The organism is Pseudoalteromonas agarivorans, assembly GCF_024518735.1.
Taxonomy (GTDB): domain Bacteria; phylum Pseudomonadota; class Gammaproteobacteria; order Enterobacterales; family Alteromonadaceae; genus Pseudoalteromonas; species Pseudoalteromonas atlantica.
This window is the reverse complement of sequence record NZ_JANIGJ010000011.1, coordinates 99,089-117,456: the sequence shown is the minus strand read 5'-3', so window position 1 is coordinate 117,456 and position 18,368 is coordinate 99,089. Positions and strand designations below refer to the sequence as shown.

14 protein-coding genes are annotated in these 18,368 nt (G+C 40.7%); 8 read left to right on the top strand and 6 right to left on the bottom strand.

Annotated features, from left to right (window positions below):
• Positions 1-138: 138 nt before the first annotated feature.
• Positions 139-2,157 (top strand): DNA helicase Rep, encoded by a 2,019-nt coding sequence (rep, locus tag NQT65_RS17310; protein WP_004589303.1) that lies wholly within the window; start codon positions 139-141, stop codon positions 2,155-2,157.
• Here rep and NQT65_RS17305 read toward each other — a convergent pair.
• From NQT65_RS17305 to elbB, 3 genes are all read right to left on the bottom strand, one after another.
• A complete protein-coding gene (locus NQT65_RS17305; protein WP_256851652.1) occupies positions 2,150-4,723 on the bottom strand; it encodes a diguanylate cyclase domain-containing protein in 2,574 nt (857 codons plus the stop codon). The genes rep and NQT65_RS17305 overlap by 8 nt on opposite strands.
• 182 nt (positions 4,724-4,905) lie before the next feature.
• Entirely contained in the window at positions 4,906-5,301 is a 396-nt protein-coding gene (locus NQT65_RS17300; RefSeq protein ID WP_004589305.1) for a c-type cytochrome, read from the bottom strand.
• A gap of 203 nt (positions 5,302-5,504) precedes the next feature.
• Positions 5,505-6,152, bottom strand: a complete 648-nt coding sequence (gene elbB, locus NQT65_RS17295; protein WP_029773398.1) for an isoprenoid biosynthesis glyoxalase ElbB — start codon at positions 6,150-6,152, stop codon at positions 5,505-5,507.
• A 524-nt stretch (positions 6,153-6,676) separates the two neighbouring features.
• Here elbB and polA point away from each other — a divergent pair.
• From polA to NQT65_RS17280, 3 genes are all read left to right on the top strand, one after another.
• Entirely contained in the window at positions 6,677-9,406 is a 2,730-nt protein-coding gene (polA, locus tag NQT65_RS17290; protein ID WP_126005620.1) for a DNA polymerase I, read from the top strand.
• A 707-nt stretch (positions 9,407-10,113) separates the two neighbouring features.
• Positions 10,114-10,701, top strand: a complete 588-nt coding sequence (locus NQT65_RS17285; protein ID WP_256851651.1) for a YceI family protein — start codon at positions 10,114-10,116, stop codon at positions 10,699-10,701.
• Positions 10,698-11,216 carry a DUF1285 domain-containing protein gene (locus tag NQT65_RS17280; protein WP_256851650.1) on the top strand — a complete coding sequence of 173 codons (519 nt, stop codon included), beginning with the start codon at positions 10,698-10,700 and terminating at the stop codon, positions 11,214-11,216. The genes NQT65_RS17285 and NQT65_RS17280 overlap by 4 nt, the downstream gene beginning before the upstream one ends.
• 9 nt (positions 11,217-11,225) lie before the next feature.
• On the opposite strand, the gene yihA is transcribed toward NQT65_RS17280, so the two are convergent.
• The gene (gene yihA / locus NQT65_RS17275; RefSeq protein ID WP_004589310.1) at positions 11,226-11,885 is read right to left on the bottom strand and encodes a ribosome biogenesis GTP-binding protein YihA/YsxC; all 660 of its coding nucleotides are present in this window, start codon (positions 11,883-11,885) and stop codon (positions 11,226-11,228) included.
• A 280-nt stretch (positions 11,886-12,165) separates the two neighbouring features.
• Here yihA and NQT65_RS17270 point away from each other — a divergent pair, with 280 nt between their 5' ends.
• The 3 genes from NQT65_RS17270 (at position 12,166) to NQT65_RS17260 (ending at position 14,667) form a co-directional block, all read left to right on the top strand.
• Entirely contained in the window at positions 12,166-12,798 is a 633-nt protein-coding gene (locus tag NQT65_RS17270) for a c-type cytochrome (RefSeq protein ID WP_004589311.1), read from the top strand.
• A gap of 741 nt (positions 12,799-13,539) precedes the next feature.
• On the top strand, positions 13,540-14,139 hold the full coding sequence (gene yihI / locus NQT65_RS17265; protein ID WP_138685342.1) for a Der GTPase-activating protein YihI: 600 nt from the start codon (positions 13,540-13,542) through the stop codon (positions 14,137-14,139).
• 12 nt (positions 14,140-14,151) lie between these two features.
• A complete protein-coding gene (locus NQT65_RS17260; RefSeq protein ID WP_004589313.1) occupies positions 14,152-14,667 on the top strand; it encodes a DUF2489 domain-containing protein in 516 nt (171 codons plus the stop codon).
• Positions 14,668-14,775: 108 nt separating this feature from the next.
• Here NQT65_RS17260 and hemN read toward each other — a convergent pair whose 3' ends face one another.
• Positions 14,776-16,149, bottom strand: a complete 1,374-nt coding sequence (gene hemN / locus NQT65_RS17255) for an oxygen-independent coproporphyrinogen III oxidase (RefSeq protein ID WP_256851649.1) — start codon at positions 16,147-16,149, stop codon at positions 14,776-14,778.
• Between the two features lie 112 nt (positions 16,150-16,261).
• On the bottom strand, positions 16,262-16,795 hold the full coding sequence (gene yjgA, locus NQT65_RS17250) for a ribosome biogenesis factor YjgA (RefSeq protein ID WP_004589315.1): 534 nt from the start codon (positions 16,793-16,795) through the stop codon (positions 16,262-16,264).
• A gap of 144 nt (positions 16,796-16,939) precedes the next feature.
• On the opposite strand from yjgA, the gene pmbA reads away from it, so the two are divergent.
• A complete protein-coding gene (gene pmbA / locus NQT65_RS17245; RefSeq protein WP_004589316.1) occupies positions 16,940-18,289 on the top strand; it encodes a metalloprotease PmbA in 1,350 nt (449 codons plus the stop codon).
• Positions 18,290-18,368: the final 79 nt, after the last annotated feature.

The window sequence follows — 18,368 nt, the reverse complement described above, 5'->3', positions numbered from 1 at the left end:
AAATGATAATGACTAATATTACCTTATACCTAAGGTATTTAATACATGATCACCACAATGGAATTAATTAATCTAATGGCTATGCCTGTATCTGTGGTTACGGTAAAATTAGCTGCCTTTTAAAACTCCATGGTCGTTATGAAACTCAATCCAAAACAAGATGAAGCAGTAAAATATATTAGTGGTCCGTGTTTAGTACTCGCGGGTGCAGGCTCAGGTAAAACCCGCGTAATCACTAACAAAATTGCTTATTTGGTGCAAAAGTGCGAGTACAAAGCACGTAATATTGCTGCGGTAACGTTTACGAATAAAGCGGCCAAAGAGATGCGCGAGCGTGTATTACAAACGCTTAATAAGCAAGAAGCGAAAGGGCTGTGGGTATCAACCTTTCATACCCTAGGGCTTGAAATAATTAAAAAAGAGCTCAAAACGCTTGGCTTTAAAGAAGGTTTTTCGCTGTTTGATGACCAAGATACTAACCAGCTGTTAGGTGATTTAACCGAAGACGAACTTAAAAAAGACAAAGACCTACTTAATCTATTAAAAATGCAAATAGGCAGCTGGAAAAACGAATTAATTTTACCAGAGCAAGCTATACGCGAAGCACGTGATGCGCAAAAGGCGTTATTTGCGCAGCTTTACGCGCGTTATCAAAATCAGCTGCGAGCATATAACGCACTGGATTTTGACGATTTAATAATGATCCCCACCTTATTACTGAGTAGTAATGCCACCTCACGAGAGCGTTGGCAGCAACGATTTAGGTATTTGCTGGTGGATGAATATCAAGATACCAATACCAGCCAGTACCAGCTTGTTAAGTTATTAGTAGGCGAGCGAGCGCGTTTTACTGTGGTAGGGGATGATGACCAATCTATTTATTCATGGCGCGGAGCCCGCCCCCAAAACTTGGTACTGTTAAGTAAAGATTACCCCGGCCTTAGGCTCATAAAGCTTGAGCAAAACTACCGTAGTGCCCAGCGCATTCTAAAAGCAGCAAATATTTTAATTGCCAATAACCCGCACGATATCGAAAAAAAGCTATTTAGTGAGCTTGGTTACGGTGAGCCGATTAAAGTGATTGGCTGTAGAGATGAAGAGCATGAGTGCGAGCGAGTTGTTGCTGAAATAATTTCTCATAAATTTATGAAGCGCACCAGCTATAAAGATTACGCTATTTTGTATCGTGGTAATCACCAGGCACGCGGTTTTGAAAAATCATTAATGAGTAACCGCATTCCCTATAAAATTAGTGGCGGAATGTCGTTTTTTTCGCGTTCAGAAATTAAAGATATTATGGCGTATTTACGCTTGTTGGTTAACCAAGACGACGATAACGCTTTTTTACGCATTGTTAATACGCCGCGCCGTGAAATAGGCACCGTTACACTTGAAAAGCTAGGCACACTTGCAAACGAAAAGCACCAAAGCTTATTTGCCACCTGTTTTGATAACGACCTAGGCTATCGTCTTAAAGGGCGTGGCTTAAATGCGCTTTCGGGGTTTGCACGTTGGGTTGTTGAGCTTTCAGATAATGCAGTGCGTAGCGATACACTCGAAGCGGTAAAAGACTTGGTACGTAATATTAACTACGAAGCGTATTTATATGAGTCATCGCCAAGTGCCAAAGCGGCAGAAATGCGCATGAAAAACGTCTCAGAGCTGTATCGTTGGATCACCGATATGCTCACCGGAGATGCCGATAACGAACCGATGACCTTACCTGAAGTGGTCAGCAAATTAACGCTTCGCGATATGCTAGAGCGTAACGAGGAAGAAGATGAGTCTGATGCGGTACAGTTACTTACTTTACATGCATCTAAAGGCTTAGAATACCCGTACGTATTTATGGTTGGTATGGAAGAGGGTTTATTGCCACACCAGGTAAGTATTGATGAAGAAAACGTAGATGAAGAGCGCCGTTTAGCATATGTAGGGATCACACGGGCCCAGCAAGAGCTGACACTAACGTATGCAAAAATACGTCGTCAGTTTGGCGAAACCTCACAAACAGAGCTAAGTCGCTTTGTGCAAGAGTTACCACAAGATGACCTAGCGTTTGAAAACAAAAAAGCCCCAAGCTCGCAAGCTGAGCGCATGGAAAAAGGCCAAGCACGGGTCGCTAACTTAAGGGCAATGCTGAAAAAACCTAGTTAATAGACTGCGCAGCGTTGTTATTAGCCGCTACTAGCTCCGATAAGCCTTGCTGCTTAGCAACAAATAAGTTTAGTCCGTATTTATCAAGCAAGGCTCTAAAGTTGAGTATAGAAGGGCCTTTGGCAATGACTTTTATGCCTTTTAGCTGAGTGATTGCCAGTACACCTTGTAATTGTAAGTTAAAGCTTTCTTGTTGCAGTACGCGTTTACTAAAGGTTGAGCTAAGTAGTACATAATCGAAGGTAATGTCGGTCAGTGCATTTAGCTCACAGCGGTCTTTTGCAAAGTTATTTAAGCCAATGCTGTAGCCAAGCTGCGAGAGCTTTTTAAGGTTTTCTAGCTGAGTTGCACAGGCGTAACGTATTTCTTGGTCGTCAAACAATAAACACAGTTGGCTTTGCCCTTGCAGCTTACTTAATACCTCAGTAAATAAATTGAATTCAAGCGCTTCTAACAGTAACCCTGAGCATGGCAATAATACCATGGCTACATTTGCCGCTAAGGCATGGGCATAGGCGTGTTGTAATAGTTCTAATTCAACTTGTAGGTGTTGCTCTTTATCGGTTGCAAACTTTTTCAGCACTTCAAAACTGGTATAGCCTAATACAGGGTGTTCACCAAAGGCTTCAAACAGTGACTCTGATTGCTGTTGTTCATCAAGGTTTATAATATCTGCACTTCTAAAACTCATCGGGAGTGAATCAAGATGGTGCTGTGCTGGAGATTCTGCACTTGTTAGTGTTTGCGTTAATAACGGGTGGAACAGCTCATAGCGGTCGCGGCCCGCATTTTTAGCATAATACATAGCAGCATCGGCATCGCGAATAATTTCATCGGTATGCTGATAACTTGAATTTGAGTACGTTATACCAATACTTGCACCACTTTGAATGCAGGTACCTTTACTGCAAAATGGCTTTTTCATTATATTAATAATGCGATCAGCTACATCTTCTGCTTGTTGTAGCTCTGTTAAGTGGGTAAGCAAAATTACAAATTCATCACCACCAAGGCGAGCGAGTAAATCGTGTTCGCGAATGCAATGCGAAAATAAATCAGCCACACTTATTAAAAATTGATCGCCGGCATGGTGACCTAGTTGATCGTTTATATCTTTAAACTTATCTAAATCAATAAATAACACAGCAAAGTGATGATCAGGAAAACGATGGTAATGCTGCAGTGTTTTTTCTAACTGGGTTAAAAACAAGCTGCGATTAGGGAGGCCCGTTAGTGAGTCGTGATGCGCATCATGATAAAGCTGTTGCTCTACTTTTTTGCGCTCATCAATTTGCATTTGTAAATGTAGGTTAGCTTGCTGCAGCGCTTTTGTTTTTTCGTTAACTCGATACTCTAACTCTTGGTGGCTAGATTTAAGTGCTTGTGTGGCTAACTTTGTTTGTAAAACCGTGGCAATTTGGTGTGATACAAAAGTAATAAGCTCGCAGTCGTCTTTGCTAAAAATATGATTGTTATTATACGCTTGGCATGCAATTAAGCCGATAACCCCTTGCGATGTTTTAAGCGGTGCACCTAGCCAGCTGGTGGCCATTTGCTCCTCTGGTACTGGCTTATTTCGTTGTACATCACCACTTTCTAATAGCTCTTTGGCTCTACTAGGGTGTATAAGTTGGGTTTGCTCGCTGCTAATAACCAGTTCGCTATAACCTTTTGCAAACGGCCTCGGCTCGGTGTTGTCTTTAAATTCATCCACACAGTACGGGAAGCTAATCCAACCAGTCTCTTTGTTATAAAGTGCAATGTATAAGTTTTCTGCGTATGTAATGGTTTTTATTATTTGATGAATTTTTATATAGGCATCATCTAAGTTTTGCGCTTGCGTTGCCAACTCCGATATTTTAAACAAAATTTGTTGGCGTTGTAGTGCGCGTTTCCGTTGTTCAATTTCTAGGTTTAGCGCATCATTACTTTGTGTGAGCGCGCGGGTACGAATTTTTACTTCAGATTCGAGCAGCTCTCTTTTTTTAACTCGCTCTATGGCTGTGGCTAAGTATAAAGACATTACTTCGAGTAAATGCACTTGCTGGTTGCTGTAATCTTGGTGTTTATCGTAACTTTGCGCAGCAAGTACGCCAATAATGTTTTGCTCTTGATAAATAGGGACACCAACCCAGTACTCAGCAGGTGAGCCTAGTGCTTTAAATAAGCCGTTTTGTGCAGCGCTTTGCATCTCTTGTTTGGTAAAGCAGGTGGTTTTGCCAAGCTTATAAACGTAGCCTGTAGCGCCTTCTTCAAAACTATTATCTTGATTGAGGGCGACTGATATACCATCTTTTTCATCACAAAAATAAGAAAGTTCCAGGGCATGAGTATATTGATTAGCAAGCACCACGTAAAAGCTTTTACTAGGTAGGTATGCTTGTAAAATGTCATGGATAGCGGGGTAAAGTAAGGTTAATTCGGCAACAGAGCTTGCTTGCTCTGATAGCTGGATCAGGGCATTTTGTAAGTGATGAGATTGCTTATACTTTTCTAATAGCGCTTTAAGACGTTTATTTTGGTGCGCTAGTTTACTCGGTGCCGCGGGCTTATCTTCCGATGACATGAATCATATTATTTTATTATTGTATGTTTATTAAACGTATAATTTCACTTTTAGTTGCGATCGTCAAGTAACTAATGCCCTAAAACAGCAACTAAAAAGATTATTTTAGGAATAAAAAAAGGCCTATTATAAAAATAGGCCTTTTTAAATTAATCACCCTATTTATCAGGGGTTTAATTAAATTATTTAGATGTCATGAAATCAATAGCTGCGCTAATCTCATCATCAGAACAATCCATACATGTTCCTTTTGGCGGCATCGCATTAAAACCGTTGATAGCGTGATCAAGCAGTACATCTTTACCTTTAGCGATACGCGGTGCCCAGTCATCAGCTGATTTAGGTGCACCTAGTGCGCCAGTACCGTGACAGGCAAAACATGCGCCTTGGTACACTTGCTCACCAGAGCGAGGGCCAGTAGGAGCTGCGGCTGCAGCAGCTTTCTCGCCTTCAAGATAAACAGCGCCAACTGGTGCTAAACGTTTTTTAATCGCATCTTCAGTCATAGAGTTATCATATGGCTGTGCGTATGCGGTGGTTGCTAGCACTAATAATGCTGCAGCTGATAGTTTTTTCATTTTGCCTTGCTCACTTCGATTTGAACGTGATCAATCACGATTATAGATGACGGAAATTAAACCGATTATACCTTTGTGTAACAATTTATAAAACGCCCACTGGTGTTTTTATCGATAAAACTGGCTAATTTTTGCGTTAACGCAATAAAATTGCATGTTTCAGTTAACAAACATTTATAATCGGTGGCTTAGTAAATCACTATTTAAGCTAATGCTAGTACGTTTTTAACCAGTTTTTCGATCCCCGCATCGGCATCTAAAATAGACTGCGCCAGCATATAAGCAGGGGTGGTAACGAGTTTATTGTCCTCATCAATCACAATATCATCAACCGCACAGGCTGCGTGAGTAGAGCCTAGCTGGGTTAAAGCGCTTGCGGTCTGTTCATCATTACCTATGGTTAAAGTAGCATTGGGATATATAAACGGAATTAAAGCCGGCGCAATACACATGTAGCCAGCGGCTTTTTGTGCATTAGCAAATTGTTTACAGGCCTCTAATACTAAGTCGTTTATCTGCGCATCAGCGCCTTTAACGGCAAAATCACATAAGTTTTTAGCGGCGCCAAATCCCCCTGGTACTATTAACGCATCAAATTCAGATGCCTTTAATTCGCTTAATGATTTTATATCACCACGGGCAATGCGTGCTGCCTCAGTGAGTACATTACGGTTGCTTGGCATTTCTTCACCGGTGAGGTGATTAATAGTGTGAAGTTGTTCTATATCAGGAGCAAAACATTGATATGCAGCACCGTTTTTAGCTATGTGCAGCAGTGTTAATACTGCTTCGTTTATTTCACTGCCATCGTACACACCACAGCCGGCTAATATTACAGCTATCTTTTTCATGCTTTTGTGCTCCTTAAGTATTTTAAATAAGTCGTTTGGATGAAGTTTAACACGGGCCAAAACACACACTAAAATAATTTTTCAGTTTAAAAAGTATTCGCAGTGCAAGTTGTATTGCGGTTTATGCCATTTTTGCCAGTGCGCTTGTAAAAAAAATTATAAAGGATCGCTATGATCTTTGATCCATTATGCTAGAATACTCCTCCGGTTATTTAAATGGATACAAATAACTAAAGTGACTAACAGCGGATGTATCAGTTAGAAAACCTTTTTCCACATTGGTTTTAAAATAATAAAAAAAGAACCTCGTATTATCTTTTTTAAACAAAACAAGCAGTTATTTATTTTTCTAAGCATTTTATTATGCATTGGAGGAATAGCTCGTGGCTGTTATCTACAAAGTTATCCACAGGTTGCTCCGCAATAATTATGGCTACTAAGCGTAATTCACTGTCGTTTTATTCACAACCTTATGGCATGCTTGTAATAATATTACTTTTTTGTATTTAGGATCCAAATTCACCATGGCTCAGATCCCCGAAAACCCGCTAATTTTAGTTGATGGCTCTTCATATTTATTTCGTGCTTATCATTCTCCACCGCATTTAACCAACTCTAAAGGTGAAGCAACTGGCGCTATTTATGGCGTGGTAAACATGCTTAAAAGTTTGATCAAACAATATGATCCGAGCCACATGGTGGTGGTGTTTGATGCCAAAGGCAAAACGTTCAGAAACGACATGTATAGCGAGTATAAAGCTAACCGTCCGCCTATGCCTGACGATTTACGAACGCAAATAGCGCCACTGCACAGTATTATTAAAGCGATGGGCTTTCCGCTAATTAGTATTGAAGGGGTTGAAGCAGATGATGTTATTGGTACGTTTTCACGAATAGCGACTGAGCAAAAGCGCCATGTATTGGTTTCTACTGGCGATAAAGACATGGCTCAGCTAGTTAACGAGCATGTTACGCTAATAAATACCATGACCGACAGCATTTCAGATCCTCAAACCGTTGTTGAAAAATTTGGCGTGGGTCCTGAGCTAATCATCGACTATTTAGCGCTAATGGGTGATAAGGTTGACAACATCCCAGGTGTTGAAGGCTGTGGACCTAAAACAGCTGTTAAATGGCTACAAAAATATGGATCGCTTCAAGGTGTAATTGATAATGCTGGCGATATTAAAGGCAAGATTGGTGAGAAGCTTGCAAATGCCCTTGATCATTTACCACTTAGTTATGAACTTGCCACCATTAAATGTGATGTTGAGGTAGAGTCAGACCTAGATACCTTTAAAGTACAAGAGCCAAATAAAGATGAGCTTATTGCACTGTATGGTGAGTGTGAGTTCCGCCGTTGGTTAGCTGAGCTGCTTGATAACCCAAAAGATGCAGAAAAAGCGCTCCCTACTGAGGCAAATGAACTGCCAAAAGTAGAAGATGCACATTACGAAACTATCTTAACCGAATCACAATTTGATACGCTTATTGAGCAGCTAAATAGCGCTGAGTTATTTGCCTTTGATACCGAAACAACCAGCCTTGATTACATGCAAGCGCAGTTAGTAGGTATGAGCTTTGCTGTAAAAGCAGGCGAAGCTGCTTACTTACCAATTGCACACGACTACCCGGGTGCACCAGAGCAATTAAGCCTTGAATATGTAATGCAAAAGCTTGGGCCAATCCTCGCCGATGCTAACAAAGCTAAAGTAGGGCAAAACCTAAAATACGACAAGAGCGTACTGGCTAATGCAGGCTATGAGCTCAATGGCATTAAGTTTGATACTATGCTTGAGTCGTACGTATTTAATAGCGTGGGCACTCGCCATGACATGGATTCATTAGCGCTTAAATACTTAGGCCATAAAAACATTAGCTTTGAAGATATAGCCGGCAAAGGGAAAAAGCAGCTTACCTTTAATCAAATTGAGCTTGAGCAAGCTGCGCCTTATGCAGCAGAAGATGCCGATATTACACTGCGTTTACACCAAGTACTTTGGCCAAAATTAGAAGCTGATGAGAAGTTAAAGTCAGTATTTGAAACAATAGAAATGCCATTAGTGAATGTTATTTCTGATATTGAACGTACTGGCGTAGCAATTGATAGCAATATGCTGGCGGCACACAGCCAGCGTTTAGGCGAGCGTTTACTTGAGCTTGAAAAAGAAGCGTTTGAGATAGCTGGCGAACCATTTAACCTAAGCTCGCCAAAGCAGCTGCAAGTACTTTTATTTGAAAAACTTGAGCTGCCAGTCATTAAAAAAACACCTAAGGGCGCGCCTTCAACGGCTGAAGAAGTGCTACAAGAACTTGCCCATGACTACCCATTACCTAAGGTGATTATTGAGCACCGTGGTTTATCTAAGCTTAAATCAACCTACACTGATAAATTACCATTGATGGTTAATGAGAAAACACAGCGCGTGCATACTTCTTATCATCAAGCTGTTACGGCCACAGGGCGTTTGAGTTCTACCGATCCTAACTTACAAAATATCCCTATTCGTTCTGAAGAAGGACGTCGTATACGTGAGGCATTTGTAGCGGCAAAAGGCTATAAAATTGTGGCTGCCGATTACAGTCAAATTGAGCTGCGTATTATGGCGCATTTATCGCAAGACAAAGGGCTACTAAATGCCTTTGCTAATGGGTTAGATGTACACAGCGCAACCGCTGCTGAGGTATTTGGGGTTGAGCTAGAGGATGTAACCACAGATATGCGTCGTAAAGCTAAAGCAGTAAACTTTGGGTTAATTTACGGCATGTCAGCCTTTGGTTTAGCGCGTCAGCTTGATGTACCACGCCACGAAGCGCAGCACTACATAGATAAATACTTTGAGCGTTTCCCTGGGGTACTTGAGTACATGGAAACAACCCGCGAAAAAGCGGCTGAGAACGGGTATGTAGAAACTATTTTTGGGCGTCGTTTACACTTACCAGAAATTAATGCACGTAATGGAGCTCGCCGTAAAGGCGCCGAACGCGCAGCAATCAATGCACCGATGCAAGGTACAGCCGCTGATATTATTAAAAAAGCAATGTTGAGCGTGCATAGCTGGGTTAATCAACAAGCTCCCAATACCATTAAGTTACTTATGCAAGTACACGATGAATTGGTGTTTGAGATTAAAACCGATTGTGCGCAAGCATATACAAAGCAGATTTGTGAGCTAATGTCGCAAGCAGCTAGCTTAGATGTCCCTTTAATTGTAGAAGCTGACGAAGGTGAAAACTGGGAACAAGCCCACTAACCTAAAACATGCTTACATTTCAAAAGCGCCGCAAGGCGCTTTTTTATTGCCTCTAAATAACTCACTCAATTAAGCGAATCGATATAAGTATTTCTACGCGTAAACAAAGTTTAGTTAAAAGTAGGTTAATTTAAGCAACTATTTGTATTAAATAGTTATATGTTCGTCAATTCGAACTGTTTTGGCGGAATATCATTGTATTTTTATGCGCGCTTTTGCTAAAGTGCGCGCGTCCTCATCCTGTAGGACATCCTGTTGATGATGCATCTGAAAAGGTGCAACAAATTGATAGCTTCTCCCCAGTTTGCTATATCGGCCTGCTTGTTTTAAGCAGGCTGCTTTTTCTTCCTCATTAGATTGCCCTTTAAAGCTAAATAGCACCTCAAAGCGCTTTTTTACTATTCACACTTTATGCTCATTTATACTTATTATTTTTTGTGCCATACCTTGCGCGCCCTCAAACGGGTATCTGTATAAAGCAGTTATAAAAACGTAGGTAAGTAAAGCTATCTCACGCAATTATTAGCGTGGATGTAGCGGTATGCACATAAAAAGCATCAGTTATAGGCTGCTATATCGTTATTAATTTTTTAATAACAGTACGGGCTAAGTAATTTAGCACCGTCTTTAATTTGAGGTGGTTTGCCCCTATCTCAGGTGATAGTATCGAAAGCGTTATTATTCTCATTTTATTTTAGGAGTGCGTTATGTTTAAAACGTTAGCCATTATCGGTTTATCGTTATCAAGTGTTGCTTTGTCTAATGCCGCTCATGCAGATTGGCAGCTAGTCAATGACAAGAGCCAATTAAGTTTTGTTTCTATCAAAAAAGACTCGATTGCTGAGGCACATCATTTTACTAACCTAGAAGGAACACTTTCAGACAGTGGTGCTTTTAGTGTAAATATAGACTTAACCTCTGCAGAAACACTGATCCCTATTCGCAATGAACGTTTAACTCAATTCGTATTTGAAGCGGCTAAGTTTCCTCATGCAGTTTTAACCGCGGATTTAAAAAAGCAATTAAGTAATATTAAAAAACCGGGCCAGCATGTATTAAAAGAGGTTGATGCGCAGCTTGATTTTCATGGTAATAAAAAGCCATTAAAAATAAATGTACTTGTTAGCAGTGCCGAAAATGGCGATATAAGCGTGTCGTCGTTTACGCCTGTGATTGTAAATAGCCAAGACTTTGGTGTGACCGAAGGCGTTAAAAAGCTACAGCAATTAGCTGGTTTACCTGCAGTTGCTACAGCCGTACCAGTTACTTTTGCGCTAACACTTAAAAAACAGTGATCTCGTTAACGGCGCTTAGTAAGCAATTAAGCGAGCCTAGCAAACCGTTTGATAGTTGGCAGCCTACCCAGTGTGGTGAGCTGCCGATTATGATTAACGAGCATGGGCAGTGGTTTTACGATGGCAGCGAAATTACTCGCCCCGCGATGGTAAAACTGTTTGCCAGTGTTTTATGCAAAGAAGGTGAGCAGTTTTATTTAAAAACACCCATCGAAAAAATAGCGATAGAGGTGCAAGATGCGCCTTTCGTTATCGTAAGCTGGCATATTGAAAGCTCAGCGCAAGGGCAGGTTATGTGTTGTGTAGATAATTTAGCACGGCAATGGTTAATCAGTGCTGAGCAGCCTCTTTATATAAAAAACTATAAAAATGCAGCGGTGCCATATTTGCAATTACCTTATGGGTGTAGCGCGCGGGTATCACGAAGTGTGTTTTATCAGTGGGCTGAAATAGCCGACGCAGATGAGCGCGGCTATTTTATCAAATCAGCAGGGGGAAAGTTTTATCTTTCGTAGGTGCTTATTTTAAGCGTCTGAGCTGTCTTCATCACTCTGCGGTGGTGCAACAGCCACAATTGGCCCTAAATACCACTCATCTAGCTTTTTAGCGACTTCCGGTAAACCAGTTCCCTTAAGTGATGAAAAAGCGTGTACAGTGATATCACCGTCTAGTTCACTTAATTCACGGCGTACTTGCAGTACTTGTGCTTTACGTGCACCTTGCTTGAGCTTATCGGCTTTAGTTAAAAGCGCCAATACCGGGATTTCGCTGCCAATAGCCCAGTTAATTAAATCTTTGTCTAAATCTTTTAATGGGTGGCGAATATCCATTAATATAACAATACCTTTTAAACTTTGACGTTTTTGTAGGTACTCACCCAGTGACTTTTGCCACTTCTTTTTCATTTCAATAGGTACTTTAGCAAAACCATAACCGGGTAAGTCGATTAAGCGCATATCGTCTACTTCACCTAACTCGAAGGTGTTGATTAACTGCGTACGACCTGGCGTTTTACTGGTACGAGCAAGTTTTTGATCTGTCAGTGCATTAAGAGCACTTGACTTACCTGCATTAGAGCGACCTGCAAACGCGACTTCAATTCCCGTATCAGCAGGTAATTTAGTGATGTCTGGCGCGCTTGTTACAAAAGACGCAGTATTATATTTGATACGAGATTTGAGCACAGGCTCTCCTAAAAACGTAAAAGTTAATCTTATTGAGCTAAATTCACTCAGGGCGCGTATTTTATACTATAAAGGATGTATTAAAAAGCGTATTTAAACACCTAAAAACTCTATAAATGGCACTATTAAAGCTGCTTAAAGGTTAATCTAGGTCAAAACCCTATAAATTATAAGCTTAATATGAGTAGAAAACGTGCCAGAGAATTTTTTATCGTGTAGAATACATGAATTACAACATCCATATTGTAGATGATACAGGGTCGGAAACAGAGAATTCACCATGAAAAAAATAGCACTATCTTTAACAATATTGCTTGGTGCGTTGTCAGCAAGCAACGCAACAGCATTTGATGGCGATGTAAACGCAGGTAAAGAAAAATCAGCAACGTGTGCGGCTTGTCACGGCCCAGACGGTAATGCACCGGTTAATATTTACCCTAAACTTGCAGGCCAGCACCCAGATTACATCCTTAAACAACTTAAGGATTTAAAATTAGGTATGACTTCAGGCGGTAAAGAAGGCCGTATGGATCCTGTAATGAGCGCGATGGCTATGCCACTTAGCGAACAAGACATGAAAGACCTATCTGCTTATTTTTCTTCATTGAACATGACTGAAGGCGCCACCCCTAAAGACGTGGTTGAAGTTGGTCAAATGCTTTACAAAGCAGGCGATGCTGAACGTGGTATTCCAGCTTGTGCGGCGTGTCATGGTCCGCGAGGCAATGGTTCGTCTCTTGCTAAGTTTCCTAAAATTTCTTTTCAGCACCCAGAGTACATTAAAGCTCAGCTAGAGAAGTTTCGTGATGGAACCCGTAAAAACGACCATAACGGTATGATGCAAGATATAGCGAAAAAGCTAACTGATAAAGATATTGAAGTACTATCTCAATACTTAGGTGGCTTACACTAAAGTCGTATTTATTTAGTATTAGCTAGTGTAATACTATGTAATATGATTAAAAAGCAGCTTGCGCTGCTTTTTTTGTGTCCACATTTTAACGATATCACCCTTTAGTTTGTGAGATATTTGCCATGCTCTTTTGTAAGAAATAACTTATTTTAAAAATATTTTTACAGTTAAGTTTTTGTTTATAATAAGCTTTTTGTTTTTTACATGTGCTCTGTGTAAGAAAAATTATATAAACCAGTTGTAACAAAAATATTAACGGGTAAATTAACCACTGTCGCAAAACAACAATAACAACATGGATTATGCTAAAGGAAAATGGCGCGACACGACTGAATAGCACATTGAAGGTGCTACAAAAGGAAATAACAAGAAAGCGTCAGGATGACCGTAAATAATAAAATCTCAAGGAAGTTTAATAATAAAAACAAAATGGAATGTAACAAGGAAGGTTAAAATAATAACAATACGGACTGATAATAATAAAAATAATAAAGACTAAAAAAAGTCGAAGGGAGAAGTGTCCAGATAATGGCGCTCAGATTAGTAGGCGGTAGAGATGTTTTCTCTACCGCCTTTTTATTTGTCCTGTTACAATACCCACCGTTTAGCAATAAGCTAATGCGCTAATTCAACGAGCAACCCAAGCTTTAATGCGCAAATCGAATTCTTCTGGCTAGGCCAGCACTGCGATGCTCATGTTATGTGCCTCGCTCAAAACCTCTTAAGTGAGATGATCAAGATATGAGTAGAAAGAAAAAATCACGCAAAATTCCTTCAAACGGCCCTGTTCGTTTAAGCCAAGATAAGCTTAAAGAAATGCGTGCGTTAAAAGAGCAACGAGTTAAAAAGCCAAAGGGTGCTAAGCCTGGTTCTCGTAATGCACCTGAGCTATTAGATAGCGATACTAAAAAAGCAAACTCAGCGCCAAAAGATAAGCGCGTCGGCAGTAAAAAAGCCGTGCCTTTAGTGGCTAGTGCACCACAGCCGCAAGTAGAAATGAAGCGTAACTTAAAGCCAACAGTTGAGCTTAAAAAGGTGACAGAGCCAGAGCTTACGCCTGAGCAAGAGCTAGAAGCGCTTGAAAACGATGAGCGTTTACTTAAGCTCGTTGAGCGCCATGAGCAAGGTGAAATGCTGACGGGTAAAGATGCGAAGTACTTTAATAGCCGTATTGCTCGCCACCAAGTACTTTGTAAGTTACTAGGTATCGAAGATGAAGACGAAGACGATTTTGAAGATGATTTTGAAGATAACTTCGAAAGCGACGGTAACTCAGATTTCGATAAGTACCTTTCAGATGATTTAGCCAATGAGTGGCTAGATGATGATGACGACAAATAGTAAGGGCGCTTAATGAGTACCGCAGTGATTGTAGCCTTGTTTGTAGGTGCTGTTATTATTGCTGGCTTAGCATTTTATGCAGGTCAGTTGCTCTATAAGCTTAACGCGCAAAAAAAGTTAATTGCGCAAAAGCAAGCAGAGCAACAGCAAAAGCTTAAGCAGTCGCGCTTAAAGCGTAACGCTAAACTTGCAGATAGCATTCATCTAATTGCTCGCGCAATGGCTGAAGAGCAATGTGAGTACTCTGAAGGCTGTTTACGGATTTGGGTTTTAATGTCTCAGTACGCTTTTGAAGATGAGCGAGATTTAACGCTAGCGTACCCAGGCATTTATAAAATGTATAACGTTGTGAAAGAAATGCCGACTCACGATGCACGCAAAAAATACTCTAAAAAAGAGATTTTTAAGCAAGATACAGCACGTTGGCGAGCTGAAGAAAACTTTAGTGATGAGATTAAAGCCGATTGCGACAAAATCATTGTTGAGTTTAAAGCTGCGCCGGGCAGCGAAAACATCGTATTTAATTAAACCCGATAGAAAATACCAAAAAGCAGACTCAGGTCTGCTTTTTTTATGCCTGCTTATCGACACACTTTTACCACCTCAAACGTGATAAGCGAATTGGTATAGCACTAATTAAATCACACGTGAGAAACGGGTTTTACTTATTTGCTTTTGTAAGTGAGCATCAAAGCACATACATATAATACGAATAAATAGATTACCGCGAGGCGTGACGCGTATTACCTTATCGTTTATATGCACCATGTCATCGTCTATTAAAGGCTTTAGCGCCAACAGCGCATCCGCAAAATACTCATTAAAATGTATAGAATGCTTTTTCGCAAATGCGTGTGTATCTAATTCAAACTGGCAAATAAGTGATTTAATAGCCTCTGCGCGTATTACATCATCGTGCGTTAAATGCATTCCTTTATGTATAGCACTGCCGGCTTGCGTTTCTATTTCGTGATAATAATGCTTAAGCACTTTTTGGTTTTGTAAAATGGCGGTGCCAATTTGCGAAATAGACGAGACCCCTAAACCTAATAAGTCGCAATTACCGTGAGTGGTATAGCCCTGAAAGTTGCGATGTAACTGCCCTTTATTTTGCGCGACTGCAAGTTCGTTGTCGGCTTTTGCAAAATGATCCATACCAATAAACTGATAGCCTGCAGAGGTCATTTGCGCCAAGGTGTTTTTAAACATGGTTAGCTTGTCGTGGGCACTGGGTAAGTCAGCCTCTTTTATTTTACGTTGCGCTGCAAAGCGCTCTGGTAAATGTGCGTAATTAAATACAGAGACTCTATCTGGGCTTAAGGCAATTAATTGCGCTATTGTTTTTTCAAAGCTTTGGGGTGTTTGTTTAGGTAGGCCATAAATCATATCTGCATTTATAGACTTAAAGCCAAGCTCGCGGGCTTGAGTTATCAGTGCTTTAACGGTATCGACTTGCTGTGTGCGGTTAACCGCTTGTTGTACTTCATCGTTAAAATCTTGAATACCAAAGGATACGCGGTTAAAGCCTAAAACCCGTAAGTGTATAAGCATATCTTTAGCAAGGGAGCGTGGGTCTATTTCAATGCCTCGCTCAGTGTTGCGGGTAAAGTGAAAGTGCTGCTCTAATAAGTTAATTAAGCGCGTCATTTGCTTTACAGTTAAAAAGGTTGGCGTACCACCCCCTAAATGCAATTGCTCCACTGTGAAGTGTTTAAATAAAGTGGCATGCGCTGCTATTTCTTTTGTTAAGTAATCTAAATATACATCGGCTTTAGACTGATGGCGTGTGATCACCTTGTTACATCCGCAGTAATAGCAAAGCTCACTGCAAAATGGGATATGAATATATAAAGAAAGTGAGCGACTAGAGGATGATTTTATAGCGCTAACAAGGTCTTGTTGCTGATACCCCTCGCTTAAAGATAAAGCGGTAGGGTAGGAGGTATAGCGCGGCCCTGACACGTTATACTTATTTATAAGAGTTTGATCCCATTTTGGAAGCTTTATCATAACGCGCACCTTATGTATTAATGAGGTGTTGAGTATAAAAAGCTTTTAAGGGTGGGGTTTTGATCTACAACAAAAAAGGTGCCTAAGCACCTTTTTAAAATAGTATTTTTTGTTAATACGTTATGTTGTGGGCATCTTTTAAGTATTGAAACAATTCTTTATAACCCTTGCCTGGCTTTTCAGCTTTAACTTCTTTAGCGGCGTTGCGTACCAATTGGCGCATTTTTTGGCGCTCAAGGGTTGGGTATTGCTCAATAGTTTCGTTAATTAAATCATCGCCTTGCTCAATTAAGTCGGTACGTAATTGCTCAATTTTTTTAATTAAAACCTCAGCTTGGTTATTTTTATTAAGCATTACGTCAATAATGGCTTTAATTTCTTCAACGTTTTCTACTGTGCGTAGCGTTTTAGCAATGTAATTTAAGTGGCGGCGGTACGCATCGCTTTTATTACTGATTTTATCAGCAACTACCATGGCTGCTTTCAAATCGTCATTGAGTGGTAAGCGTTCGCGTTGCTTTTTCCCCATTTTAGCAATTTCAGAACCTAACTGATGAAACTCTTGCGCGTCGCGCTTTAGTTCACTTTTTGATACGTAAATAATTTCTTCTTCAATTTCAGCAGGCTTGCCTTTTTTCTTCGCCATGGGGTGCTCTTAAGTAAAAATAACTTTTGCCATTATACGCGATTCTTTTAGTGATTAATATTAGCTGATGTGGTGCAGTGAGTGTGTTAGCATTTAAAGATAAGAAATGCGTGCAATATTGCCTTAAGGCTCAGGACTTAATTTATGAAAAGCCAACAACACGATCCAATTTATTCTCAAATCTCTCAAGTAAAAGATGCCGTAGCTGAAGTGCTCGAGCATGCTAAAAAATTGGGTGCCACTGCCGCAGAAGCTGCTATGTCTAGTACATCGGGTTTATCGGTAAGCACACGCATGGGTGAAGTAGAAACCATAGAGTTTAACCAAGATGGTGGTTTAGGTATCAGTGTTTATGTAGGGAATAATAAAGGCTCGGCGTCTACTGCTGATCTAAACCCAAAAACACTGCGCACGGTAGTAGAAAAAGCCATTGATATTGCCAAATTTACCTCAGACGACCCTTTTAATGGTATTGCCGATAAAGAATTACTCGAGTTTGCCCCTAAGGACCTTGATTTATATCACCCGTGGGATGTAAGCCCTGAGCAAGGTATTGAGCTATGTCACGCTGCAGAGCAAGCCGCTTTAAATGCTGATGAGCGTATTGTTAATTCAGATGGTGCAAGTTTTTCATCGCACCAAGGCTTACGTGTGTATGGCAATAGCCATGGTTTAATTGCTGGTTTTCCACGTACGCGCCACAGCATTAGCACTATGGTAATAGGCAAAGAAGGCGAGCACATGCAGCGCGACTCTGCTTATACTGTTGCGCGCGATCAGGGCGGACTTAACGACGCCGCTGCGGTAGGCCTAGAAGCCGCCACCGAAACATTGGCTAAACTAAATAGCCAAAAGCTGGGTACTATGAAAGTCCCTGTTATTTTTAGAGCCGATATTGCCAACTCATTGTTTGGCCATTTAGTGTCGGCAATTGGCGGCGGGGCGCTTTATCGTAAATCGAGCTTTTTACTCGACAGCCTAGGCACCCAGGTATTTAGTAAGAACGTTAATATTGCTGAGCGTCCTCACATATTAAAAGGATTAGCGTCGTCGCCTTTTGATAGCGAAGGGGTAAAAACGATTGACCGTGAAATTATTCAAGGCGGTGAGCTGCAAACGTACTTATTAGCAAGTTATGCAGCGCGTAAACTAAATATGGCTCCAACAGGCCATGCAGGCGGTATTCATAACTGGTTAGTTGAGCAAACGCACAACGATTTATCGGCTTTATTAAAAACCATGGGAACAGGCTTATTAGTTACCGAGCTGATGGGGCAAGGCGTAAACACCGTTACGGGTGACTACTCGCGTGGAGCAGCTGGTTTTTGGGTAGAAAACGGTGAAATTCAGTACCCTGTTAGTGAAATTACCATTGCCGGAAATTTAAAAGACATGTTTAAAGGTATTTCGGCCATAGGGGGGGATATTGAGCGCAGAGGCGGCATTCAAACCGGCTCAGTACTTATAGAGCAAATGCAAATAGCAGGCGCTTAATAGCAATTAGCAATAATACTTAATTAAGCGAATTGGTATAATATAAAAGCACATATTTAAGCCGAGCATTTAAACGCTT

Excerpts from the sequence above, each read along its gene's own strand:
- rep (WP_004589303.1), top strand. The coding sequence starts at position 139 with ATGAAACTCAATCCAAAACAAGATGAAGCAGTAAAATATATTAGTGGT.
- NQT65_RS17305 (WP_256851652.1), bottom strand. The coding sequence starts at position 4,723 with ATGTCATCGGAAGATAAGCCCGCGGCACCGAGTAAACTAGCGCACCAA.
- NQT65_RS17300 (WP_004589305.1), bottom strand. The coding sequence starts at position 5,301 with ATGAAAAAACTATCAGCTGCAGCATTATTAGTGCTAGCAACCACCGCA.
- elbB (WP_029773398.1), bottom strand. The coding sequence starts at position 6,152 with ATGAAAAAGATAGCTGTAATATTAGCCGGCTGTGGTGTGTACGATGGC.
- polA (WP_126005620.1), top strand. The coding sequence starts at position 6,677 with ATGGCTCAGATCCCCGAAAACCCGCTAATTTTAGTTGATGGCTCTTCA.
- NQT65_RS17285 (WP_256851651.1), top strand. The coding sequence starts at position 10,114 with ATGTTTAAAACGTTAGCCATTATCGGTTTATCGTTATCAAGTGTTGCT.
- NQT65_RS17270 (WP_004589311.1), top strand. The coding sequence starts at position 12,166 with ATGAAAAAAATAGCACTATCTTTAACAATATTGCTTGGTGCGTTGTCA.
- yihI (WP_138685342.1), top strand. The coding sequence starts at position 13,540 with ATGAGTAGAAAGAAAAAATCACGCAAAATTCCTTCAAACGGCCCTGTT.
- NQT65_RS17260 (WP_004589313.1), top strand. The coding sequence starts at position 14,152 with ATGAGTACCGCAGTGATTGTAGCCTTGTTTGTAGGTGCTGTTATTATT.
- hemN (WP_256851649.1), bottom strand. The coding sequence starts at position 16,149 with ATGATAAAGCTTCCAAAATGGGATCAAACTCTTATAAATAAGTATAAC.
- yjgA (WP_004589315.1), bottom strand. The coding sequence starts at position 16,795 with ATGGCGAAGAAAAAAGGCAAGCCTGCTGAAATTGAAGAAGAAATTATT.
- pmbA (WP_004589316.1), top strand. The coding sequence starts at position 16,940 with ATGAAAAGCCAACAACACGATCCAATTTATTCTCAAATCTCTCAAGTA.